Source organism: Pseudomonas lalucatii (assembly GCF_018398425.1).
Classification (GTDB): Bacteria; Pseudomonadota; Gammaproteobacteria; order Pseudomonadales; family Pseudomonadaceae; genus Aquipseudomonas; species Aquipseudomonas lalucatii.
Genome location: NZ_JADPMV010000002.1, coordinates 1194250 through 1215175 on the forward strand (window position 1 = coordinate 1194250; position 20926 = coordinate 1215175).

A 20926-nucleotide genomic window follows, 5' to 3' on the forward strand; every position below is an offset into this window, starting at 1 on the left:
GGGTTACGCCGCACCCGCCCTACTGACTGCGTGGAATTGGGGTTGGCGGCAGGCCGCCAACCCGACCTAGGACTCTGCCGCCTCCGCGGCTTTGCGTCCTCTGCTCAGCTTCTGCGCCAGGGACTCCACCAGCAGGTAGAACATCGGGATCAGAAACACCGCCAGCACGGTGGCCGCCAGCATGCCGCCGAGCACCCCGGTACCGATCGAGTGGCGACTGGCCGAGCCGGCGCCGCTGCTCACCACCAGCGGCATGACGCCGAGGACGAAGGCCAGCGAGGTCATGATGATCGGCCGAAAGCGCAGGCGCGCGGCCTCCAGGGCGGCCTCCAGGATGCCCATGCCCTGCTGCCGGCAGAGCACGGCGAACTCGACGATGAGGATGGCGTTCTTGGTCGACAGGCCGATCAGGGTGACCAGGCCGACCTGGAAGTACACGTCGTTGTCGATGCCGCGCAGCCACACCGCGAGGATCGCGCCGAACACCGCGAAGGGCACCGCGGTGACCACCGCCAGCGGCAGGGTCCAGCGCTCGTACTGCGCCGCGAGGATCAGGAACACCATGATCAGGCCGAAGACGAAGGCGGTGCTACCGGAACCCTGGGTCGCCAGCTCCTGGTAGGCCGAGCCGGTCCAGCCGATGCTGAAGTCGCTGCCGAGCACCTCGTCGGCCACCGCCTGCACGGCCGCCAGGGCCTGGCCGGAGCTGTAGCCCGGCGCCGGCCCACCGAGGATCTTCGCCGCGGGATAGACGTTGAACCGCGCGTAGCTGTCCGGGCCGAGGATGCGCCGCACCTTGACCAGGCTCGACAGCGGCACCAGCTCGCCGCCGGCGGAGCGGACATAGACCTGGCCCAGGTCCTCCGGCTTGCGCCGGAACTCCGACTCGGACTGCAGGCTGACCTGCCAGGTGCGGCCGAACAGGCTGAAGTCGTTGACGTAGTAACTGCCGAAGGTCGCCTGCATGGCGGTGAACACATCGTTGATCGACACGCCCAGGGCACGGGCCTTGGTGCGGTCCAGGTCGATGTAGTACTGCGGCACGTTGGCGCTGAAGGTGCTCTGCACCCCGGCCAGTTCCGGGCGCTGGCGTGCCGCCTCGAGAAAGGCCGCGACCTTGCCTGCCAGCTGCTCGGTCGTGCCGCCGCTGCGGTCCTGGATATAGCCCTCGAAACCGCCGGTGGTGCTCATGCCGGTGATCGGCGGCGGGTTGAAGCTCATCACCACGCCATCCTTCTGCGCTGCGCCGATGCCCATGAACTCGCGGGTCAGGTTGCGCGCATCCAGCTCCGGCGTGGTGCGTTCGCTCCAGTCCTTGAGCGGCACGAAGGACACCCCGGCATTGCTGCGGGTGCCGAAGGTGAGGATGTCGAAGCCGGCGAAGGTGACCACGTCCTCCACCGCCGGGTGCGCCATCAGCTGCTCGGTCACCGCGCTGGTCAGCGCCTCGGTGCGGGTCAGCGAGGCCGCCGGCGGCAGGAAGTAGGCATTGAGCACATAGCCCTGGTCCTCGTCCGGCACCAGCGAGCTGGGCACCCGGGCGAACAGCGCCAGCATCAGCGCGATCATCACGCCGAACAGCGTCAGGCCCACCAGCGAACGCTTGAGGAAGAAGCGCACACCGCCGGCGTAGCCCTCGGTGAGCCGGTCGAAGACCCGGTTGAAGGCGCGGAACGGCGCCGCCGGCTCGTGCTGCCCGGGCTTGAGCAGCAGGGCGCAGAGGGCCGGGCTCAGGGTCAGGGCGACGATGCTGGAGATCGCCACCGACACGGCGATGGTAATGGCGAACTGCTTGTACATCTCCCCGGCCAGGCCGCCGAGAAAGCCCACCGGCACGAACACCGCGATCAGCACCAGGCTGGTGGCGATGATCGGCCCGGTCACCTCCGTCATGGCCTTGATGGTCGCCTCGCGCGGGCCGAGCTTGTCGGCACTCATCGAGCGCTCGACGTTCTCGATCACCACGATGGCGTCGTCCACCACAATGCCGATCGCCAGCACCATGCCGAACAGGGTCAGCAGGTTGATCGAGAAGCCCAGCAGGTACATGCCGGCGAAGGTGCCGACCAGCGACACCGGGATGGCCAACAACGGGATCAGCGTGGCGCGCCAGTTCTGCAGGAACAGGAAGACCACCAGCACCACCAGCACCAGGGCCTCGAAGAAGGTCTTGATCACCTCGTCGATGGACACCTTGACGAACTTGGTGGTGTCGTAGGGGATCTTGTAGGTGATGCCCTCGGGGAAAACCTGCGCCAACCGCTCGAGGGTGTTGCGCACCGCCTCGGCGGTGTCCAGGGCATTGGCCCCCGGCTGCAGGTAGATGCCGAAGGCGGCGTTCTGCTGGCCATTGAGCGAGGTCATCAGCGAGTAGTCCTGGGCGCCCAGTTCGATCCGCGCCACATCCTTGAGCAGCAGGCTGGCGCCGGTCGGGTCCGAACGCAGGATCACGCCCTCGAACTCCGCAGGGTCGGTGAAACGGCCCTGGGTGGTCACCGTATAGGTGAAGTCCTGCTCCTGCTGCAGCGGCTGCTGGCCGAAGCTGCCGGCGGCGAACTGCGAGTTCTGCTCGCGAATGGCCGCGACCACGTCGCTTGGGGTCAGGTTGAACTGGGCCAGCTTGTCCGGGCGCAGCCAGATACGCATCGAATAGTCTTTCGAACCGAACTGGCGGGCGTCGCCGACCCCGGGCAGGCGCTTGAGCTCGTCGATCACGTTGATCAGCGCGTAGTTGCTGATGTACACCGGGTCGCGCGAGCCGTCCGGGGAGAACAGGGTGACCACCTGGAGGATGTCGGAAGACTTCTTCTCCACCTTGACCCCCTGCCGGCGCACCTCTTCCGGCAGCTTGGCCAGGGCCGACTGCACCCGGTTGTTGACGTCGATGGTGGCCTGGTCGGGATCGGTACCGACCTGGAAGTACACCGACAGGCTCATGACGTTGCCGCCGGAGTTGGACTGCTGGTAGATCATCCCCTCGACGCCGTTGATCGACTGCTCCAGCGGCGCCGCCACGGTTTCGGCGATCACCTGGGCGCTGGCGCCGGCATAGCTGGCGCTGACCGACACCTGCGGCGGCAGGATCTGCGGGTATTGGGAAATGGGCAAGGCGCGCATGGCCAGCAGGCCGGCCAGCATGATGACGACGGAGATGACCGTGGCGAAGATCGGCCGATCGATAAAGAAGCGTGAGATCACCGTGCGCGCTCCTTAGGACCGTTTGCCGGGTTGGCGGCGGCATCCGCGACCTTCACCGGCATGTCCGGGCGCACCTTTGGCAGTCCCTCGGTGATCACCCGGTCGCCCTCGTGGATGCCGCTCTCCACCACCCAGCGGCCGGCCGCGGTGCGCCCGGTGCTGACCTGGCGGGTGCGCGCGATGCCCTGCTCGTCCACCACGTAGACGAAGGTGCCGCGCGGCCCCTGGGCGATGGCGCGCTCCGGCACGGTGACGGCGCTGGGCAGGCTGATGCCCTTGACCAGCACCCGCACGAACTGGCCGGGGAGCAGCGCCTGATCGGGGTTGGGCACCACGGCGCGGGCGCTGACGGTGCCGGTGCCGCGGTCGACCAGGCTGTCGGTGAAGTCCACCTTGCCCTCCAGCGGGTAGACGGAGCCGTCGCCGAACTGGATCTGCACGCGCATCTGCTCGCCGTCCAGGGCCAGGGCGCCGCTCTGCAGACCGCCACGCACATTCTCCACGTCGCGGTCGGGGGCGGCGAAGTTGACGTAGATCGGATCGAGCTGGGTGATGCGGGTCAGCAGGCTGGCATTGGGGTCGCCGGCGACCATCAGGCTGCCCTCGGACACGGTTTCCTTGCTGGTGATGCCGGAGATCGGCGCCTTCACCGTGCAGTAGTCGAGGTCGATCTGCTTGGCCTGCACCTCGGCCTCGGCGGCCTGGATATTGGCCTTGCTCTGCTCGAAATTGGAGATGGCATTGTCCAGCTCGCTCTCGCTGGCGAAGCCCTTCTTCTGCAGCTCGCGGATGCGCTTGAGATCACGCTCGGCCTGGCGGTAGCGCGCCTGCTCCTGGGCCAGCGCGCCCTTGGCCCGGGCCAGGGCGGCCTGGTAGGTACGCGGGTCGATGCGGAACATCACCTGGCCCTGCTTGACCTGGCTGCCCTCCAGGTAGGTGCGCTCCTGCAGGATGCCGCTGACCTGGGCGCGCACCTGCACTTCGCGAAAGCCCGCCGTGCGTGCCGGGTACTCGAACACCAGGGGCAACTCGGCGGCCTCGACTGTCTCCACCAGCACCTCGGGCGGCGGCACCTCGGCCGCCTGGGCAACCGGCAGCAGGTAGCCGCAGGCGAGAACGCCGAGGACGAGTTGGACGTGGCGAACAAAGGACATGGGCGTCTCCGGGACAGCGCGAGAGGTAAGGCACGGGGGCGGGGATGCTAGTTACATACACACCTGTCTGTAAACAGCCCATTGTGTATAAAATCACTACACGCTGTTGCGTAAAACCTAAGCCTAGCCACAAAGCCCCCGACCGCCATGCGCCGAACCAAAGAGCAAGCCGAGCAGACCCGCTGCGCCATCCTCGCGGCGGCCGAGACGCTGTTTCTGCAACAGGGCGTGGCCCACACCAGCCTGGAACAGATCGCCCGCCAGGCCGGGGTGACCCGCGGCGCGGTGTACTGGCATTTCGCCAATAAGGCCGATTTGTTCAACGCCTTGCTCAACCAGGTGCGCCTGCCGCCGGAGCAACTGGCCGAGCGGCTGGCCGACTGTGACGGCGGCGACGCCCTGCTGTCGCTGCGCAACCTGATCATCGAGGCGATCGAGAACCTGGCCCGCGATGCGCAGAAGCGACGCATCTTCACCATCCTCCTGCACCGCTGCGAGTTCACCGACGAGTTGCGCGACGCCGAGCTGCAGCACCACCGCTTCATCGATGCGTTCATCGGCCTGCTCGAGGCCCTGTTCTCCCGCCCCGCCTGCCGGGCCCGGCTGCAGGCGGGGGTTTCCCCACGCCTGGCCGCCCGCGCCCTGCACGCCCAGATCGTCGGCCTGTTCACCGACTGGACCCGCGACCCGCTGCTGTTCGACCCGCTGCAGGACAGCGCCGGGCTGATCGATGCGGTGCTGCGCGGCCTGCTGCGCGACTGGCAGGCCTGAGCCCGCTAGCCGCGCCGCCGCTCAGGCCAGGCTGACGGCATAACCCTCGTCGAAGATCGCCTCGAGCAGCTCCTCGCTTGGCAGGCGGCTGCTCACCCGCACCTCGGCGGCTTCCAGATCGACCTGCACCTCGGCCGCCGGGTCGCGCGCCTGCACGGCCTGGGTGATCGCCCGCACGCAGTGGCCGCAGGTCATGCCCTGTACCTTGAATACCTGCATAGTTCCTCTCCTCTTCCGCTTAAGGGTCCGGCCGGGATGGCTCGGACCGGCCGAGTGTCCGGCTTACCCCAAGGACAAGGTCAAGCCCACGGCTTGTCCAGGCCGTAGGTCTCGACCAAGCTCAATGCATGCCCCTAGAGCTATGGAGGCGCAGCATGCCGCACCGGTTCCTCGCCCTACTCGCCGGCCTGCTAGGCGCGGCCGCCACGCCCCTCGGGCTGGCACAGCCCCCGGACTACGCGCTGCTGATCGTCGCGCGCGAACGCCTGCAGCTGGCCACGCCCTGCGAAATCGGCCTGTATCTGCACGAGCGCCTGGCCGCCCGCCTGCACCAGGGCCAGTCGGCGGCCTTCAACCTGCCCCCCGGCGAGGTGTCGCTGCGCCTGGCCACCCTCGGCGGCGCGGACTGCCAGCCGGGCATACTCACACCCCTTCGCCAGCGCCTCAGCCTGCAGGCCGGACAGGTGCGCCGCTACCGCATCGCCCAGGGCGATTCCGGGCTCTACCTGCTGCCGGCCCCCTGAGGCCTCGCACGGGGCTTGACCTTACCCATAGGTCAAGGTTGATCCTAGGGCCGAACTTCAGGGAGAACCCCATGTCCAGCCTGACCACCTTCGACCTGCCGATTACCGGCATGACCTGCGCCAGCTGTGCTGGCCGGGTCGAAAGAGCCCTGCGCAAGCTGCCGCAGGTCGCCAATGCCAACGTCAACCTGGCCAGCGAGCAGGCGCGCATCGAGGCCCCCGAGGACAGCCTGGCGCAGCTGATCGCCGCGGTCGAGGGCGCCGGCTACCAGGTGCCGAACGCGCCCCTGGAGCTGGCCATCGACGGCATGACCTGCGCCAGCTGTGTCGGCCGGGTCGAGCGCGCCCTGGCCCGGCAGCCGGGGGTGCTGGCGGTCAGCGTCAACCTGGCCACCGAGCAGGCCCAACTGCGCGTGGTTCCGGACAGCGACCCGCAGGCGCTGCTGCGGGCGGTCGAGGCCGCCGGCTATAGCGCTCGCCGCCTGGATATCACCCGGCCCGAGCCCGTCGCCGCCGACCAGCGCCTGCAGCGCGAGCGCTGGCACCTGGCGCTGGCGCTGCTGCTGGCCACGCCCCTGGTCGTGCCCATGCTGGCCGAGCCCTTCGGCCTGCACTGGATGCTGCCGGCCTGGGTCCAGTTCGCCCTGGCCACGCCGGTGCAGTTCATCCTCGGCGCGCGCTTCTACCGCGCCGCCTGGCAGGCCCTGCGGGCCGGCGCCGGCAACATGGACCAGCTGGTGGCCATCGGCACCAGCGCCGCCTACGGCCTGAGCCTGTACCAGTGGGCGGTGACCCCGGCCGGACAGATGCCGGCGCTGTATTTCGAGGCCGCAGCGGTGATCATCGCCCTGATCCTGCTCGGCAAGTACCTGGAGAGCCGCGCCAAGCGCCAGACCAGCAGCGCCATCCGCGCCCTGCAGGCGCTGCGTCCGGACCAGGCGCTGCGCGTCAAGGACGGCCGCGAGGAACGGGTGGCGCTGAGCGAGCTGGCCCTGGGCGACCGGGTGCTGGTCAAGCCCGGTGAGCGCTTTCCGGTGGACGGCCAGGTGCTCGAGGGCCAGAGCCACGCCGACGAGGCGCTGATCAGCGGCGAGAGCCTGCCCCAGGCCAAGCAGCCGGGCGATAGGGTCACGGCCGGGGCGATCAACGGCGAAGGCCGCCTGCTGGTCGAGACCACGGCCCTGGGCGCGGAAACCGTGCTGGCCAAGATCATTCGCCTGGTGGAGGACGCCCAGGCGGCCAAGGCGCCGATCCAGAAGCTGGTGGACCGGGTCAGCCAGGTATTCGTCCCGGCGGTGTTGCTGATCGCCCTGGCCACCGTGCTGGTCTGGCTGCTGCTCGGCGCCTCCCTGGCCACGGCCCTGCTCAACGCCGTGGCGGTGCTGGTGATCGCCTGCCCCTGCGCCCTGGGCCTGGCCACCCCGACCGCGATCATGGCCGGCACCGGCGTGGCCGCCCGCCACGGCATCCTGATCAAGGACGCCGAGGCCCTGGAGGTGGCCCACGGCGTCACCGCCGTGGCCTTCGACAAGACCGGCACCCTGACCTCAGGCACGCCGAAGATCGCCCACCTGCAGGCCCTCGATGGTGACGAAGAGCAGCTGCTGCAACTGGCCGGCGGCCTGCAGCGCGGCAGCGAGCACTCCCTGGCCAAGGCGGTGCTGGACGCCTGCGACGAACGCGGGCTGGAGTTGCCCGAGGTGGCCGACAGCCGGGCCCTGGCCGGCCGCGGCATCGCCGGGCAGATCGGCCAGCGGCGCCTGGCCCTGGGCAACCGCCGCCTGCTCGAGGACAACGGGCTGCAGCCGGGCGAGCTGGCCGAACAGGCGCAGCAGTGGGAGGCCGAGGGCCGCACCCTGTCCTGGCTGCTGGAGCAGGCCCCCGAGCAGCGCATACTGGGCCTGTTCGCCTTCGGCGACACCCTCAAGGACGGCGCGGCCGAGGCGGTCGCCCGGCTCAAGGATCAGGGCATCGACAGCCACCTGATCAGCGGCGACAACCGCGGCAGCTGCCAGGCCGTGGCCCAGGTCCTGGGTATCGACGCGGTGCATGCCGAGGTGCTGCCGGCGGACAAGGCCAGCCTGGTCGGCGAGCTGAAGCGCGGCGGCGTGACGGCGATGGTCGGCGACGGCATCAACGACGCACCGGCCCTGGCCGCCGCGGATGTCGGCATCGCCATGGGCAGCGGCACCGACGTGGCCATGCACGCCGCCGGCATCACCCTGATGCGCGGCGACCCGCGCCTGGTGCCGGCCGCCCTGGACATCAGCCGGCGCACCTACAACAAGATCCGCCAGAACCTGTTCTGGGCCTTCATCTACAACCTGGTGGGCATCCCCCTGGCCGCCGCCGGCCTGCTCAACCCGATGATCGCCGGCGCCGCCATGGCCGCCTCCAGCGTCAGCGTGGTGAGCAATGCCCTGCTGCTCAAGACCTGGAAGCCCCGGCAAGAGGAGCAACGCCCATGAATATCGGCCAGGCCGCGCGCAAGACCGGGCTCAGCGCCAAGATGATCCGCTACTACGAGTCCATCGACCTGCTGCCGGCCGCCGGCCGCAGCGACAGCGGCTATCGCCAGTACGGCGCCCAGGACCTGCACCGGCTGGCCTTCATCAAGCGTGCCCGCGACCTGGGTTTCTCCCTCGCCGAGGTGGCCCGGCTGCTGGCCCTGTGGCAGGACCGCGGGCGCGCCAGCGCCGACGTCAAGGCCCTGGCCGCCGGGCATATCGCCGAGCTCAACCACAAGATCGCCGAACTGACCGGCCTGCGCGACACCCTGCAGGAGCTGATGGAGCACTGCCACGGCGACGACCGCCCGGACTGCCCGATCCTCAGGGACCTGGAGTCCGGCGGCTGCCACCACTAGTCGAACCAATTTTCCGTAGGGTGCGCCATGCGCGCCATCACCAATCGGTCCCAAGGTGCGCGGGGCGCACCCTACAGCGCCCGCAGCAGTGCGCGGCAATCCTCGGCGAAATGGTCGACCAGCTCGGGCCAGGGGTTCTCCGCCAGGTTGACCAGCACGCTGCAGGCCCCGGCGACGCGGGCGCACTCCAGGTCGAAGCGGAAATCGCCGACCATCACCAGCTCGCTCGGCGCCACCTGCCAACGCTCCGCCAGTTGCAGCAGGCCGCCGGGGTGGGGCTTGGGCGGCGCCTCGCCGCGGCCGAGCACATCGCGGGTGTCGAAGCAGTCGCCCAGGCCGATGGCCTGCAGGGTCAGCAGGGCCAGCTCGTGGGCGTTGCGGGTGAGGATGCCGAGCCGGCAGTCGCGGTCTCGCAGCGTACGCACCAGTTCCACCGCCCCGGGCGCCGGTTGCGCAGCCAGCGCCAGCTCGCGCTCGTGCTCCAGCAGCCAGGCATGCTTGGCCGCCGCCTCGTCCTCGGGCAGCGCCGCCAGGTGCTGGAGGATGTCCGCCTCGGCGGGGATACCAAGGGCCCGGCGGATCGCCGCGAAGTCATGCACCGCCAGGGTCAGGGTGCCGTCCATGTCGAACACCCAGTGGCGCGCCGCGGCCAGTTTCACTTCCAGTCCTCGCGCAGGCGAATCAGGCCTTCCTGGGCCACCGAGGCGACCAGCTGGCCCTGGCGGTTGAAGATGCTGCCGCGGGAGAAGCCGCGTGCGTTGCCGGCCCAGGGGCTGTCCATCGAGTAGAGCAACCAGTCATCCATTCGCAGGTTGCTGTGGAACCAGAGCGAATGGTCGAGGCTGGCGACCTGCATGAACTTCTGCCACACCGACACCCCGTGGGGCAGCATCGAGGTGGTCAGCAGGTTGAAGTCGCTGGCGTAGGCCAGCAGGTACTTGTGCAGCTGGGGGTCGTCCGGCAGCTCGCCGGCAGCGCGGAACCACACGTGCTTGGCCGGCTCACTGCGCTCGGGGGCGAAGGGGTTGGCGACGGTGACCGGACGGATCTCGATCGGCTTGGCACCCACCACCCGCTCGCGGATGCGCTCGGGCAGCGTGTCCGCTACCAGGCTGGCCAGCTCGGTCTCCGACTGCAGGCCTTCCGGGCCCGGCACATCGGGCATCAGGTTCTGGTGGTTGAAGCCTTCCTCGTCGTACTGGAATGAAGCACTGCAGCTGAAGATCGGCTTGCCCTTCTGGATCGCCATCACCCGTCGGGTGCTGAAGCTGCCGCCGTCACGCACCCGGTCGACCTGGTAGACCACCGGCAGGCTGGCGTCGCCCGGACGCAGGAAATAGCCGTGCAGCGAGTGCACGTGGCGATCGTCCTCGACCGTCTGGCTGGCCGCCGACACGCACTGACCGAGCACCTGGCCGCCGAACAGCTGGCGGAAGCCCAGGTCCTGGCTGACCCCGCGGAACAGGTTTTCCTCGATGGCTTCCAGGCTCAACAGGGCGACCAATTCGTCCAATACCTGACTCATGCTGCGTCTCCTCGGGCCGCGCTACTGCGGCGGCAATCGTGATTCGGGGTAGGCCGGCAGGGTGGACAAGCGTTCGTCCCACAGGGCCCGGCCAAGGGTGAAATGGTAAAGGCTTTGCCAGCGGCTGTCGGCAAGTCCGAGCAACTCGTGCACCGCCTCGTCGAAATAGCAGCCGATGCCGGTGGCCGACAGCCCCGCCGCCTCGGCCTCCAGGTACAGCAGCTGGCCGATCTGCCCGCACTCCCAGTACAGCCGCGGATAGCGCCAGGGGCCCGCCGACAGGGCCTGGTCGAGGCGCGCCAGCATGGCCACCGCGACGCAGCCGTCGCTGGCGATGTCCTGGCCGCAGGAGAGGAAGCCGGCCAGGCCGCGGGCGTCGCCCTCGAGCAGGCGGTACAGCGGCAGTTCGGCATCGACGCGCTGCCAGAGGAAGTCCTCGCGCAGCCCCGGCTGCGCCAGGCCATCGCCCCGCGCCAGCCAGTACAGGCCGGGCATCAGCCCCTGCACCCGGTGGACGAACAGCAGCAGGTCGACCGCCGCCGGCTCGCCGGTGACGGCCAGGGGCACCGGCGAGTGCTCCGGCAGCAGGCGACGCAGCCAGGCCAGCAGCAGCTCGGCCTGGATGCCGCTCTTGCCGTCCATGGCCTGGGCGCTGCGCCGCCGATGCAGGATCGGCCGCAGCGGCAGGCCGGGGTTGTCCGCCAGCTCACGGCCCGGCTCCGTGCGCCAGCTCACCGCGGTCAGGGCCGGGGCGCGGCACAGGGCGTGGACGCGGCTCAGTTCCGGCCACTGGCGATAGTGGCGCGACAGGCGATTGGGCGCGCCGCTCAACTCGAGGGACGCCAGGGCCCGCAGCAACGGCGTGGGCAAGGCGAACTCGGCGTCCTGGGGCGGGCCGACCCACAGCAGGCAGTCGCCGTGCTCGGCCTCGTGGAAAGCGTCGCGATCCAGCCCCAGGATGGCGTCCAGACGCGCCTCGGCCACCCCGCGCAGCAGGCGCACCTGCCAGCCCAGCACGCTGGCGGCGATGGCGACGGCGGTCAGGGCGTGGCCGAGGTCGTGCTGGCAGTAGCGGTAGGCCCGCTCGCCGTACTTCCAGGCCTCGCGCCAGGGGATGCTGGCCAGGCCGAGCAGCAGGCCGCCGGGCGGCAGCGCCTGGGCCAGCTGCGCGGCCAATGGCGCCGGCAGTTCGGCGCGCACCTCCAGGCCGTGGGCATCCGGCGCATAGTGGGCCAGCAGCGCCCCCGTCTCCAGGCTGCCGGGCGGCAGCAGCAGGTAGGCCTCGGTCGGGTGCAGGTTGCCGGACGAGGGATTGACCCGCAGCGACCAGCGGCTGCCGCCGGCCTCCTTCCAGGCCGACAGCGCCAGGCTGTCGTACAGCAGCTGGGAGACGCTGGCCAGGTTCAGCGGCGCCGGCATGCCCAGGGGCGCGGCAAACACCGCGTCGTAGCCAGGTGACTCCTCCAGCGGGCGCTGGTACAACTCGATCAGCCGGGCACCGGCGTAGCGGCGAAACGGCGCCGGCTGGGTCGCCCAGTCCAGCTGGCCCGGGCCGGGGGCGAAGCGCTGCGGCTGGTGCTTGCTCAGCTGGTGGTAGGCGCGCACCTGCTCGATCTCGTTCATCGGTCGGCCTCCCAGTCGCAGCGGCGCAGGCGATAGAGCACATGGCGACGCAGCCTATGCCCCGCCGGCAATGCCGGGTGGTCGAAGTCGCCGGCCCCATCGTGGCGCAGGCCGATGGCTTGCATCACCCGCTGCGACGGCAGATTGTCCAGCGCGGTGAAGCTGACGATCTGCTCCAGGCCCAACCGCGCGAAGCCGCAGGCCAGGGCCGCTCGCGCCGCCTCGCTGGCCAGCCCCTGGCGCCAGTGGGCTCGGGCCAGGCGCCAGGCGATCTCCACCGCCGGGCAGAACGGCGCGGCGAAGGTCACCGGGCGCAAGCCGGTGAAGCCGATGAAGGCGCCGCTGTCCCGGCGCTGCAGCGCCCACAGGCCATAGCCGCGCTCGGCGAAGTCCGCCTCGATGCGCTCGGCCAGGCGGTCGCTTTCCTCGCGGCCGAGGCAGGCGGGAAAATGCCGCATCACTTCGGGGTCGCCGTTCAGCGCGGCGAAGGCCCCACGGTCCTCGACGCGCCAGGGGCGCAGTAGCAGGCGCGAAGTATGCAGTTCGATTGGGGCAGGCATCGGCCCTCCACTTGAGTCGCCAGGCGCAGCGCCGCCATACTCGGACGCTACATAAAGAGCCCTATTGTATGCGCCTGCCGCTGGTCTACCACGACGACTACAGCCCGCCCTTCCCGGCCGGGCACCGCTTCCCCATGGAGAAGTTCCGCCTGCTGCGCGACCACCTGGTGGACAGCGCCCTGGTCGCCGATGCCGAGCTGCTGCGCCCCGAGCTATGCCCTGCCGAGGTCCTGGCCCTGGCCCACTGCCCGGCCTATATCGCGCGCTATATGAGCGGCGAGCTGCCGCGCGAGGACCAGCGCCGCCTCGGCCTGCCCTGGAGCGAGGCCCTGGCCCGGCGCACCGTGCGTGCGGTGGGCGGCTCGCTGCTGACCGCCGAGCTGGCGCTCCGGCACGGCCTGGCCTGCCACCTGGCCGGCGGCACCCACCACGCCCACTACGACTTTCCGGCCGGCTTCTGCATCTTCAACGACCTGGCGGTGATCGCCCGCTACCTGCTGGCCGCCGGCAAGGCCCAGCGCGTGCTGATCTTCGACTGCGACGTGCACCAGGGCGACGGCACCGCGCGCCTGCTGGCCGACTGCCCCGAGGCGGTCACCGTGTCGCTGCACTGCCAGCAGAACTTCCCCGCGCGCAAGGCCGACAGCGACTGGGACATCCCCCTGCTCCGGGGCATGGGCGACGCCGCCTACCTCAGGGTGGTGGACGACACGCTGAACTACCTGCTGCCGCTCTATCAACCGGACATCGTGCTGTACGACGCCGGCGTCGACGTGCACCGGGACGACGCCCTGGGCTACCTGCAACTGACCGACCAGGGCCTGACGGCCCGCGACGAGGCCGTGCTCCACCACTGCCTCGGCCGCGACATCCCGGTGATGGGGGTGATCGGCGGCGGCTACGACCAGGACCGCGCAGCCCTGGCCCGGCGCCACGGCATCCTCCACCACAGCGCGGCGAGGGTCTGGGCCGAGCACGGCCTGGGCTGAGCGGAAAATCCGATAACTGTACATTCATACAGATAAAAGTTGCCCGAACGGCCTTTCCTGCCCATGCTTGGTACCATCGCGATCATCGATGCCAGCCGCCATGCGTCTCTACCTCTGCGAAAAACCCTCCCAGGCCAAGGACATCGCCCAGGTGCTCGGCGCCAGCCGGCGCGGCGACGGCTGCTGGCTGGGCAGCAACGTCACCGTGACCTGGTGCATCGGCCACCTGCTGGAAACCGCGCCGCCGGACGCCTATGACGCCCGCTACAAGCGCTGGGACCTCGCCGACCTGCCCATAGTCCCGCAGCAGTGGAAGATGCTGGTCAAGAGCAAGACCGCCGGCCAGTTCAAGGCGGTCAAGCGCCTGCTCGGCGAGGCCAGGGAGCTGGTGATCGCCACCGATGCCGACCGCGAGGGCGAGATGATCGCCCGCGAGCTGGTGGAGCACTGCCGCTACCGCGGCCCCATCCAGCGCCTGTGGCTGTCGGCGCTGGACGAGGCCTCTATTCGCAAGGCCCTGGCGGCGCTCAAGCCGGGGGCCGAGACCTTCAGCCTGTACCACGCGGCGCTCGGCCGCTCGCGCGCCGACTGGCTGATCGGCATGAACATGAGCCGGCTGTTCACCCTGCTCGGTCGCCAGTCCGGCTACCAGGGCGTGCTGCCGGTGGGCCGGGTGCAGACGCCGACCCTGCGCCTGGTGGTGGACCGCGACCGCAGCATCGCCGCCTTCGTGCCGGTGCCCTACTGGGCCATCGAGGTGCAGCTTGCCAGCGACGGCATCGTCTTCGCCGCCCAGTGGCGCGCCAACCCGGACGCCTGCGACGAGCAGGGCCGCTGCCTGAACCCGGCCTTGGCCCGGGAGGCGGCGGGCGCCATGACGGCCGCCGCCAGCGCCCGCCTGGTGCGCCTGCGCACCGAGCGCCTGCGCGAGGTGGCGCCGCTGCCGTTCGACCTGGGCACCCTGCAGGAGGTCTGCTCCAAGCGGCTCGGCCTGGGCGCCCAGGAGACCCTGGACATCGCCCAGGCGCTCTACGAAACCCACAAGCTCATCACCTACCCGCGCAGCGACTGCGGCTACCTGCCGCTGAGCCAGCACGGCGAGGCGCCGGCGATCCTCGCGGCCCTGGGCCGCGCCGACCCGGCCCTGGGAAAGCTGATGGCACACGTCGATGCGCAGCGTCGCTCGCGGGCCTGGAACGACGCCAGGGTCGGCGCCCACCACGGCATCATCCCCACCGCCGCGGCGCTCGCCTCGGCGCGCCTGAGCGGCAAGCCGCGCGCGGTCTACCAACTGATCCGCGCCCGCTACCTGGCGCAGTTTCTGCCCAACCACGAATACGACCGCACCCAGGCCGACTTCGACTGCGCCGGCCAGGCCCTGCGCGCGGTGGGCAAGCAGATCGTCGAGCCCGGCTGGAAGCGCGCCCTGCCCCAGGCGCTGGCGGCGGCCAAGGGCGACGAGGCGGCCGGCGCGCAGGCCCTGCCGCCGCTGCGCGAGGGCCAGGCCTGCGCCGTCGCCGAGGTGCAGCTGAAGGACCAGCAGACCCAGCCGCCCAAGCCCTTCACCGAGGGCGACCTGATCAAGGCGATGAAGCACGTCGCCAAGCTGGTGGACGACCCGCGCCTCAAGCAGAAGCTCAAGGACACCACCGGCATCGGCACCGAGGCGACCCGCGCCGGGATCATCCAGGGCCTGCTCGAGCGCGGCTACCTGCGCAAGCAGGGCAAGGCCCTGGCCGCCACACCGGCCGCCTTCAGCCTGATCGACGCGGTGCCCCGCGCCATCGCCGATCCCGGCACCACGGCCATCTGGGAGCAGGCCCTGGACATGGTGCAGAGCGGCGAGATGAGCCTGGAGGAATTCGTCGCCAAGCAGTCGGCCTGGATGAGCAAGCAGGTACAGCGCTGCGCCGGCCTGCGCCTGAGCATCAGCGGCCCGGCGGCAGCACAGGGCGCGGCGCCCTGGAAGAAGAAACGCCGGCCGGGCAAGGCCAAGGCGACGGCCAGGCGCCCGCGCAAGACCCCGGCGCCGAGCTGAGCGCGGTCCGTGCCGACTGGCCGCGCGTCCCGCCAACCGGAGTGAACCCAGGCCGGCCTGCGCTGTCTGTCTGCGGGAGGCCTCAGGGATGACGCGGCGGGTTCGGAACCCGTTCCCCGCCTCTCGCCCGAACCTTGCGGGCACGCCCGCCGGCTCGGCTGGCACCACGCGCGGGGCTGCGGCTCCTGCATTCACCGGCCCGGTCAGCGGAGCCTTTACCCCTAATTCATGTGAAGATCGCCATGCCCCCAGCTCATCACCTTTACCTCCAGGGCTCCGGCCTTTCCTGGCGCCTGCGCCGCGCCTTGGCCGGCGCCCTGCTCGGCCTGCTGGCCAGCGGCCTGGCCCAGGCCGCCGGCAACGAGCGTTGGGTCAGCGACAGCCTGCAGACCTATGTGCGCAGCGGCCCGACCGACGGCTACCGCATCGTCGGCACCCTCAAGTCCGGGCAGAAGGTCGAGCTGCTCGCCACCCAGGGCGACTACAGCAAGGTGCGCAGCGAGTCCGGCGACAGCGTGTGGATTCCCAGCCGCGACCTGCAGGAGATGCCGGGCCAAGCCGAGCGCCTGCCCCAGCTGGAGCAGCAGGTGGCCGAGCTCGGCGCCCAGCTCAAGGGCATCGACGACAGCTGGCAGACCCGGGTCCAGGGCATGCAGGAGACCCTGGACTCGCGCAAGGCGCTGATCGACGAACTGCAGACCACCCGCCAGGCCCTGACCGCCGAGCTGAGCGCGACCCAGTCGGAACTGCGCAGCACCCAGGCCCGCCTCGGCGATGAGAACAGCCGCCTGCTGATGCGCTACCTGGTCTACGGCGGCGGCATCGCCGGCGCCGGCCTGCTGCTCGGGCTGATCCTGCCGTCGATGACCCGCCGGCGCAAACGCAACGACCAGTGGTTCTGAGGCTGGCGCCGACCGGATAGGTGCAGGCCGAGGGCTCCGGCGGCGGGCTGGGGTAGAATGCGCCCTTTCCACCCGCCAGCGACCCGTCCATGACCGACTCGGCCCCTCACCCTGTCCCCCGCGCCGCCATCATCGGCGGCGGCCCCGCCGGCCTGATGGCCGCCGAGGTCCTGGCCCTGGCCGGCATTCGGGTCGACCTGTATGACGCCATGCCGTCGGTGGGGCGCAAGTTCCTGCTGGCCGGGGTCGGCGGCATGAATATCACCCACTCGGAAGCCAAGAGTGCGTTCCTCGGCCGCTACGGCCAGCGCCAGAGCGAGATCAGCCGACTGCTCGCAGACTTCGACGCCGAGGCCCTGTGCGCCTGGATTCACGGCCTGGGCATCGACACCTTCGTCGGCACCTCGGGCCGGGTGTTTCCCACCGACATGAAGGCCGCACCGCTGCTGCGCGCCTGGCTCAAGCGCCTGCGGGAGCTGGGTGTGCAGCTCCACACCCGCCATCGCTGGCTGGGCTGGGCGGCGGACGGCGACCTGCGCCTGGCCACGCCCGCCGGCGAGATCAACCTGCGGGCGGACGCCACCCTGCTGGCCCTGGGCGGCGGCAGCTGGGCGCGACTGGGCTCCGATGGCGCCTGGGTGCCCCTGCTGCAGGCCCGCGGCATCAAGACCGCGCCGCTGCAGCCGAGCAATTGCGGCTTCGAGGTAACGGGCTGGAGTCAGCTGCTGCGGGAGAAGTTCGCCGGCGCGCCGCTGAAGAGCGTCAGCCTGCGCCTGGGCGACGAACCGCCGCGCCTGGGCGAGTTCGTGCTCACCGAAACCGGGGTGGAAGGCAGCCTGGTCTACGCCCTGTCGGCCGCCATTCGCCAGCGGATCAACCAGCAGGGCCGCGCCACCGTGACACTCGACCTGCTGCCGCAGAGCCCGCTGGCCAAGGTGCAGGCGGCGCTGAGCAAGCCGCGCGGCGCCCACTCCATGGCCAAGCACCTGCATCGCCAGGTCGGCATCGATGGGGTCAAGGCCGCCCTGCTGCGCGAGCTGGCGGCGCAAGACTGCTTCACCGAGCCGGCGCGCCTGGCCGCCGCGCTCAAGGCCCTGCCGCTGCCCCTGGTGCGGCCACGGCCGCTGGACGAGGCGATCAGCAGCGCCGGCGGCGTGCCCTTCGAGGCGTTGGACAAGGGTTTGATGCTCGAGGCGATGCCGGGGCTGTTCTGCGCCGGCGAGATGCTCGACTGGGAGGCGCCGACCGGCGGCTACCTGCTCACCGCCTGCTTCGCCAGCGGCCGGGCCGCCGGGCTGGGCATGCTCGACTGGCTGCACAACCGCTAGGGTGCGCCGCGCGCACCACTAACCACAGATACCCGGTGCGCACGGCGCACCCTACGGCTTGCGGCCGCCCTTGGCCGGCTTGCCGCCGAAGCTCGGCACCTTGCGCACCGCCTTGGCCTTGGGCGTGTCGTCCTCCTCGAACCAGTTGCCGAGGTGCACCTTGCCCTTGCCGACGGCTTTGCCCGCGCCGGGTATGAGTTTCTGCTTGGGCTTCTTCGGTTTCTTCAGCACCAGGCCGCCGGCCTGGGTGACGGGCACCCTGTGGTCGGGGATGAAGTCCGGCTCGTCGACGCGCTGGATCACCTGGTTGATCAGGGTCTCGATGGCCGCCAGCTGTTCCACCTCGTCGGCGCACACCAGGGAGACCGCCTGGCCGGTGGCGCCGGCGCGGCCGGTGCGGCCGATGCGGTGCACGTAGTCCTCGGCGACGATCGGCAGGTCGAAGTTGACCACCAGGGGCAGGTCGTCGATGTCCAGGCCGCGGGCCGCCACGTCGGTGGCCACCAGCACCCGCACCTCGCCCTGTTTGAAGCGCTGCAGGGCGCGCAGGCGGGTCGGCTGCGGCTTGTCACCGTGGATCGCCTCGGCGTCGATGCCGGCCTGCTGCAGCTGCGCCTCCAGCTCGTCGACGCCCTTGCGGGTCTTGGCGAAGACCAGCACCTGGCTCCAGCGCTTTTCCTGATACAGGTGCAGGAACAGCTCGGCCTTGCGCTTCTTGTCCACCGGGATCAGCCACTGCTTGACCGACTTGGCCGCGGCGTTGCGCGGGCTGACCTCGATGGACAGCGGATCGCGCAGCAGCTCCTTGGCCATGGCGCGGATCGCCTCGGAGAAGGTCGCGGAGAACAGCAGGGTCTGGCGCTTTTTCGGCAGGGCGCAGAACAGCTCGTCCAGCTCACGGGCGAAGCCCAGGTCGAGCATGCGGTCGGCCTCATCCAGCACCAGAGTCTGCAGCTGGTTGAACTTCACCGCGTTCTGCCGGTACAGGTCGAGCAGCCGCCCGGGGGTGGCCACCAGCACGTCCAGACCCTTGCGCAGCTTCATCATCTGCGGATTGATGCTGACCCCGCCGTACACCGCGTAGCTGCGCAGCGGCAGGTGCTGGCCGTAGGCCTGAAAGCTCTGCTGCACCTGCTCGGCCAGCTCGCGGGTCGGCACCAGCACCAGGACGCGCACCGAGTTGGCGGTCACCACCGGTCCCTCCATCATCAGCCTCTGCAGCAGCGGCAGGGCGAAGCCGGCGGTCTTGCCGGTGCCGGTCTGCGCCGCGGCCATCAGGTCGCGGCCCTTGAGGATCGGCGGGATGGCCTGGGTCTGGACGGGGGACGGGGTCTGGTAGTCGAGGCCGGCGAGGCTGCGCAGCAGCGGCTCGATCAAGCCGAGGGAGGCGAAAGTCATGGTGATTCAACCGGGCGTCAGCGCGCGAATGCAAAGGCGCGCAGTTTAACAGCCCGGCGCCGGCGCGCCGCTAATTCAGTCGTGCCAGGGCCTGGGGGATCTTCGCCGCCGGCACCTTCTGCAGGCTGCACAGCAGGCCATGGCTGACCTCGGCGATGCCGTGGCGCTCGCGCAACAGCGCGGCCATGAAGCCCAGCAGGTTGGCCGCCATCTCGGCGTCGGCCAGGGCGCGGTGGGCCTGGCCGGTGTCCGGCAGCCGCGCCCAGCGATTGAGCACGCCGAGCTTGTGGCTGGGCGCCTGGGGCAGCAGGCGCCGCGCCAGCAGCAGCGAACAGGCGAACGGCTGCACGCGGCGACGGCCGATCAGGCCCAGCTCGGCATCCCAGAATTTCTGGTCGAAGGCCGCGTTGTGCGCCAGCAGCGGCGCATCGCCGACGAAATCCGCCACTTCGGCCATCACCCGGGCCGTCGGCGGCGCGTCGCGCAGCATGGCGTTGCTGATGCCGGTGAGCTGCTCGATAAAGGCCGGCACCCGCACGCCAGCGTTCATCAGGCTCTGGTAACGGTCGACGACGCGCCCGCCCTCGACCAGCACCACGCCGATCTCGGTGGCGCGGGCGCCCTGGGCCGGGGTCAGGCCGGTGGTCTCGAAGTCGAGTACGGCGATGCGTTCGGCGGGCATGGTCAGTTCCTCAGCAGCAGTGCGCCTTCGATCGGCACGTAGCGGCTGGCGGCGCGCACCAGCGATTGCGCGGTCAGCCCCGGCACACCATAGGCCACCGCCTCGACGCCCTGGCTGCGCACCTTGTCCAGCAGCAGGTCGAAGTCGCCGTCGCCGGAGGCCAGCACCACCTCGTCGACCCGGCTTACGGCATCGAGCACGTCGATGCAGATGCCGACGTCCCAGTCGCCCTTGGCCGAGCCGTCGCTGCGCTGGATATAGGGCTTGAGCTTCACGGTGAAGCCGAGATTGCGCAGGATCTGCTGGAACTGCTGCTGCTTGGGGTCGCCGCGGTCGATGGCATAGGCGTAGGCCTCGACGATCTGCCCCTGAGCGCCGATGTCGGCCCACAGCGCGGCATAGTCGAAGTGGCAGCCATAGGCCTGGCGCACGGTGTAGTAGAGGTTCTGCACGTCGGCGAATACGGCGATTTTCTTCACCCGGGGTCCTCGGCTGGCGGCTGACGAAGGGCAGGCGCAGGGGTTAGAGTCGGGCGCCAGTATGCCAGCCTGCGACCAAGGACAGTCGAAATGCCTCAGCAAAACAGCCGCGTCCCGCCTCCCTCGGCCCTGCTGATCATCGATATGCAGCAAGGCATCCGCGACCTGGACCGGCCGCGCAACAATCCCCAGGCCGAGACGCGCATCGCCGCACTGCTGGCCCACTGGCGCGCCCGCAACTGGCCGCGGGTGCATATCCGCCATGTCTCGCGGGCCCCGGACTCGGTGTTCGCCCCGGGTCAAGCCGGCGCCCTGTTCCAGCCGGAGCTGGCGCCACGTCCCGACGAAGCGGTGTTCGAGAAGAACGTCACCGATGCCTTCACCCACAGCGGCCTGGAGCGCTGGCTGCATGTGCGCGGCATCGGCCAGCTGGTCATCGTCGGCGTGGCCAGCGAGAACTCGGTGGAGGCCACAGCGCGCAGCGCCAGCAACCTGGGCTTTATCACCCGAGTGGTGGCGGACGCCTGCTATACCTTCGCCAAGCTCGACTATGGCGGTCGTCCGCGCAGCGCCGAGGAGGTGCACGACATGGCCATGGCCAACCTGCAGGCCGAGTACGCCGAGGTAGTGGCGAGCACAGCGCTGCTGGATTAGCCCCATGCCCCTGCGC

At 70.2% G+C, this 20926-nt stretch carries 19 protein-coding genes; 9 read left to right on the plus strand and 10 right to left on the minus strand.

Annotation, left to right across the window (positions count from 1 at the left end; all coding sequences use genetic code 11):
- Nucleotides 1–66: 66 nt before the first annotated feature.
- Together I0D00_RS19000 and I0D00_RS19005 are read right to left on the minus strand one after the other, a co-directional pair.
- Nucleotides 67–3198, minus strand: a complete 3132-nt coding sequence (locus tag I0D00_RS19000) for an efflux RND transporter permease subunit (protein WP_338050443.1) — start codon at nucleotides 3196–3198, stop codon at nucleotides 67–69.
- Nucleotides 3195–4352 (minus strand): efflux RND transporter periplasmic adaptor subunit, encoded by a 1158-nt coding sequence (locus I0D00_RS19005; RefSeq protein ID WP_213641373.1) that lies wholly within the window; start codon nucleotides 4350–4352, stop codon nucleotides 3195–3197. The genes I0D00_RS19000 and I0D00_RS19005 overlap by 4 nt, the downstream gene beginning before the upstream one ends.
- A gap of 147 nt (nucleotides 4353–4499) precedes the next feature.
- Here I0D00_RS19005 and I0D00_RS19010 point away from each other — a divergent pair, with 147 nt between their 5' ends.
- Nucleotides 4500–5123 (plus strand): TetR family transcriptional regulator, encoded by a 624-nt coding sequence (locus I0D00_RS19010; protein WP_213641374.1) that lies wholly within the window; start codon nucleotides 4500–4502, stop codon nucleotides 5121–5123.
- A gap of 21 nt (nucleotides 5124–5144) precedes the next feature.
- Here the strand turns inward: I0D00_RS19010 and I0D00_RS19015 are convergent, their stop codons facing one another.
- Entirely contained in the window at nucleotides 5145–5342 is a 198-nt protein-coding gene (locus tag I0D00_RS19015; RefSeq protein WP_213641375.1) for a heavy-metal-associated domain-containing protein, read from the minus strand.
- 155 nt (nucleotides 5343–5497) lie between these two features.
- Between I0D00_RS19015 and I0D00_RS19020 the strand changes: the two genes are divergently transcribed.
- The 3 genes from I0D00_RS19020 to cueR all read left to right on the plus strand — a co-directional run bounded on the left by I0D00_RS19020 (nucleotide 5498) and on the right by cueR (nucleotide 8732).
- Entirely contained in the window at nucleotides 5498–5866 is a 369-nt protein-coding gene (locus I0D00_RS19020; RefSeq protein WP_213641376.1) for a hypothetical protein, read from the plus strand.
- A gap of 71 nt (nucleotides 5867–5937) precedes the next feature.
- On the plus strand, nucleotides 5938–8334 hold the full coding sequence (locus I0D00_RS19025) for a heavy metal translocating P-type ATPase (protein ID WP_213641377.1): 2397 nt from the start codon (nucleotides 5938–5940) through the stop codon (nucleotides 8332–8334).
- Nucleotides 8331–8732: a Cu(I)-responsive transcriptional regulator gene (gene cueR, locus I0D00_RS19030; RefSeq protein WP_213641378.1), complete on the plus strand. Its 402-nt coding sequence runs from the start codon at nucleotides 8331–8333 to the stop codon at nucleotides 8730–8732. Before I0D00_RS19025 ends, cueR begins: the two co-directional genes overlap by 4 nt.
- Before the next feature lie 71 nt (nucleotides 8733–8803).
- Here cueR and I0D00_RS19035 read toward each other — a convergent pair whose 3' ends face one another.
- The 4 genes from I0D00_RS19035 to I0D00_RS19050 are packed head-to-tail and all read right to left on the minus strand — an operon-like array spanning nucleotide 8804 to nucleotide 12440.
- A complete protein-coding gene (locus I0D00_RS19035) occupies nucleotides 8804–9391 on the minus strand; it encodes an HAD family hydrolase (protein ID WP_338050446.1) in 588 nt (195 codons plus the stop codon).
- Nucleotides 9388–10257 carry an acyl-CoA thioesterase II gene (gene tesB, locus I0D00_RS19040; protein ID WP_213641379.1) on the minus strand — a complete coding sequence of 290 codons (870 nt, stop codon included), beginning with the start codon at nucleotides 10255–10257 and terminating at the stop codon, nucleotides 9388–9390. Before tesB ends, I0D00_RS19035 begins: the two co-directional genes overlap by 4 nt.
- A gap of 21 nt (nucleotides 10258–10278) precedes the next feature.
- Nucleotides 10279–11880: a nitroreductase family protein gene (locus I0D00_RS19045; protein ID WP_215730975.1), complete on the minus strand. Its 1602-nt coding sequence runs from the start codon at nucleotides 11878–11880 to the stop codon at nucleotides 10279–10281.
- Complete coding sequence (locus I0D00_RS19050; protein ID WP_213641380.1) at nucleotides 11877–12440, minus strand: GNAT family N-acetyltransferase; 564 nt, start codon at nucleotides 12438–12440, stop codon at nucleotides 11877–11879. The genes I0D00_RS19045 and I0D00_RS19050 overlap by 4 nt, the downstream gene beginning before the upstream one ends.
- 68 nt (nucleotides 12441–12508) lie before the next feature.
- Between I0D00_RS19050 and I0D00_RS19055 the strand changes: the two genes are divergently transcribed.
- The 4 genes from I0D00_RS19055 to I0D00_RS19070 all read left to right on the plus strand — a co-directional run bounded on the left by I0D00_RS19055 (nucleotide 12509) and on the right by I0D00_RS19070 (nucleotide 17697).
- Nucleotides 12509–13429 carry a histone deacetylase family protein gene (locus tag I0D00_RS19055; RefSeq protein ID WP_213641381.1) on the plus strand — a complete coding sequence of 307 codons (921 nt, stop codon included), beginning with the start codon at nucleotides 12509–12511 and terminating at the stop codon, nucleotides 13427–13429.
- Nucleotides 13430–13529: 100 nt separating this feature from the next.
- Complete coding sequence (locus I0D00_RS19060; protein ID WP_213641382.1) at nucleotides 13530–15467, plus strand: DNA topoisomerase III; 1938 nt, start codon at nucleotides 13530–13532, stop codon at nucleotides 15465–15467.
- A gap of 242 nt (nucleotides 15468–15709) precedes the next feature.
- A complete protein-coding gene (locus I0D00_RS19065; protein ID WP_213641383.1) occupies nucleotides 15710–16369 on the plus strand; it encodes a TIGR04211 family SH3 domain-containing protein in 660 nt (219 codons plus the stop codon).
- An 89-nt stretch (nucleotides 16370–16458) separates the two neighbouring features.
- Nucleotides 16459–17697: a TIGR03862 family flavoprotein gene (locus I0D00_RS19070; RefSeq protein ID WP_213641384.1), complete on the plus strand. Its 1239-nt coding sequence runs from the start codon at nucleotides 16459–16461 to the stop codon at nucleotides 17695–17697.
- A 51-nt stretch (nucleotides 17698–17748) separates the two neighbouring features.
- Here the strand turns inward: I0D00_RS19070 and I0D00_RS19075 are convergent, their stop codons facing one another.
- The 3 genes from I0D00_RS19075 to I0D00_RS19085 form a co-directional block, all read right to left on the minus strand.
- A complete protein-coding gene (locus I0D00_RS19075) occupies nucleotides 17749–19095 on the minus strand; it encodes an RNA helicase RhlE1 (protein ID WP_213641385.1) in 1347 nt (448 codons plus the stop codon).
- 70 nt (nucleotides 19096–19165) lie between these two features.
- Nucleotides 19166–19777, minus strand: coding sequence for a 3'-5' exonuclease (locus I0D00_RS19080; RefSeq protein WP_213641386.1), 612 nt, complete (start codon nucleotides 19775–19777; stop codon nucleotides 19166–19168).
- Nucleotides 19778–19779: 2 nt separating this feature from the next.
- Nucleotides 19780–20256 carry a LabA-like NYN domain-containing protein gene (locus I0D00_RS19085; RefSeq protein ID WP_213641387.1) on the minus strand — a complete coding sequence of 159 codons (477 nt, stop codon included), beginning with the start codon at nucleotides 20254–20256 and terminating at the stop codon, nucleotides 19780–19782.
- A gap of 90 nt (nucleotides 20257–20346) precedes the next feature.
- On the opposite strand from I0D00_RS19085, the gene I0D00_RS19090 reads away from it, so the two are divergent.
- Entirely contained in the window at nucleotides 20347–20910 is a 564-nt protein-coding gene (locus tag I0D00_RS19090; RefSeq protein WP_213641388.1) for a cysteine hydrolase family protein, read from the plus strand.
- Nucleotides 20911–20926 lie beyond the last annotated feature (16 nt).